A 2035-nucleotide genomic window follows, 5' to 3' on the forward strand; every position below is an offset into this window, starting at 1 on the left:
CGACGGAGCAGCGCTCCGGAGATCCGGTGCGGCCGTCCGACTCGGTCGACGCGCCGCGGTTGTCGGGTCAGCACGAAGCGCAGAGCCGGCCCGTGCAGCAGTGGTGGGCGCTGACCGGTCGCGGTGTCTCCAAGGTCTTCCGCAACGGTGAGGTGATCTTCGCGTTCATCTCCCCGATGTTCCTGGCGGTGTGCTTCTACCTGCCCCTCAAGAGCATCATGGACGCGACGCCGGGCATGAACTACGGCCAGTTCCTCATGCCGATCATCATCTTGCAGTCGGTGAGCTTCGCCGCGTCGTCGGCTGCGATGCGATCCGCGTTCGACGGTGCGCAGGGCATCAACACACGGTTCCGTGTCCTGCCGATGCCGGCTGCGGTCCCGATGCTCGCCCGTACTGCTACGAATGCGATGCTTCTGGCGATCTCCCTGGTCTGCGGGGCGGTGGCCTGCCTGCTCATCGGCTGGCGGCCGGAAGGAGGTGTGACGGGGACGCTCGCGCTGGTCGGGCTCGTCGCCCTCCTTGGTCTGATGTTCGCACTGCTCGCCGACGGGATCGGGCTCGTCGCGGGATCGCCGGAGGCGACGAGCCAGGCGATGGCGTTGCCCACGCTGATTCTGGGAATGCTGTCGACCGGGTTCGTCCCGATCACCCAGTTTCCCGAGTGGATCCAGCCCTTCGCCCGGAACCAACCGATCTCGCAGCTGACCACTGCCATGCGCGCCTTCGACAGTGGGACGGCCACCTGGGAGCTCGTGCGTCCCTCGCTGTGGTGGTGTGCCGCACTCGCAGCGGCGGCGGTTGTGCTGCTCATCCTCGGCAACCGAAAGCTCCGATCATGACGACAGCACCCGAAGCCGAGCGCGAGCACGGGACAGCTGCGCACCCGTATGTACAGGCTCCAACGACCTCGCCCGTGCCGGAGTCGTCGATACGCGGCTGGTGGGAGCACAGCAAGCCCCTGACCGGACGCCAGGTGATGGTCTACGTCCGCGACTACCCGACGCTCCTCCAGTCGCTGATCTTCCCGGCGCTGAGCATGGTGATGTTCAAGGTGGTCCTCGGTGACGCCATCGGATCGGCGACCGGCCAGAACAGTGCCTACCGGACGGTGCCGCTCGTGGTCCTGGTCGCGGCCATGTTCGGGTCGATTGCCTCCGCGACACGCCTCAACCGGGAACGATCGACCGGCCTGCTCGCCCGGTTGTACGTCCTGCCGATCAACCGGGCCGCCGATCTGACCTCACGGGTGGCGTCGGAGATGATCCGTATCCTGGGGACGACGATCGCCCTGCTGCTGGCCGGACACCTCATCGGGTTCCGTTTCACGCAGGGCGTTGGACCGGCGATCGGCCTGGTCCTGGTGGCGATGGCCTACGGCGCGGCGTTCGCCTGCATGACCCTGGCTCTGGCGGTCAACGCCGGTCCTGGTGCTCCTCTGGTGCCGTACCTCGGGCTCTTCTCGAGTCTCCTGATGTTCTTCAACTCGGGATTCTCCCCGGTCGAGGCGTATCCCACGTGGTTGCAGCCGATCGTGGCCAATCAGCCGATGACCCCGGCGATCGACGCCATGCGTAGCCTCGCGGCCGGTGGTCCGCTGACCGAGAGCCTCGTCAAGGTCGCGATCTGGACGGTGCTGATCATCTCACTGTCGATCTATCCGGCACTACGCGGTTACCGCAAGGCGGCGCGCGACAGGTGAAAGGGGCGTACCGGAATCCGGCGTATTAACTATGATCCGATCGGGGATTTGTGATCATGAATAAAAGCTCGCTGTGAGTGCCCTCGAAGGGAATCGGGTAGACAACACATCGGGTACGTCGTCGAACCGACGTTTCGGCGTAACGAGACGTCTAGCTGCCACGATTAAATACGACGGCCGTGTCGTTGCTCCCGCACGTGGCATGCTCCTCAATGTGAAATAGGATGAAGTACTTGCCCGAACCAACTGGATTGCACATCTGAAGGATCACCAACGCGCGTGTCGTGAGGTTCTTCACCGAGGGCAGGACTAGCGAAGGAGTGGTCAGAGGAC

The 2035-nt window shown here is 64.6% G+C and carries 2 protein-coding genes; both read left to right on the forward strand.

The window, feature by feature from the left end:
* Positions 1 to 26 precede the first annotated feature (26 nt).
* The gene (locus NWF34_RS04175; protein ID WP_375295623.1) at positions 27 to 842 is read left to right on the forward strand and encodes an ABC transporter permease; all 816 of its coding nucleotides are present in this window, start codon (positions 27 to 29) and stop codon (positions 840 to 842) included.
* The gene (locus tag NWF34_RS04180) at positions 839 to 1702 is read left to right on the forward strand and encodes an ABC transporter permease (protein WP_258324278.1); all 864 of its coding nucleotides are present in this window, start codon (positions 839 to 841) and stop codon (positions 1700 to 1702) included. Before NWF34_RS04175 ends, NWF34_RS04180 begins: the two co-directional genes overlap by 4 nt.
* Positions 1703 to 2035 lie beyond the last annotated feature (333 nt).

It is taken from the genome of Gordonia sp. GONU (assembly GCF_024733855.1).
In the GTDB taxonomy this organism is placed as follows: Bacteria; Actinomycetota; Actinomycetes; order Mycobacteriales; family Mycobacteriaceae; genus Gordonia; species Gordonia amicalis.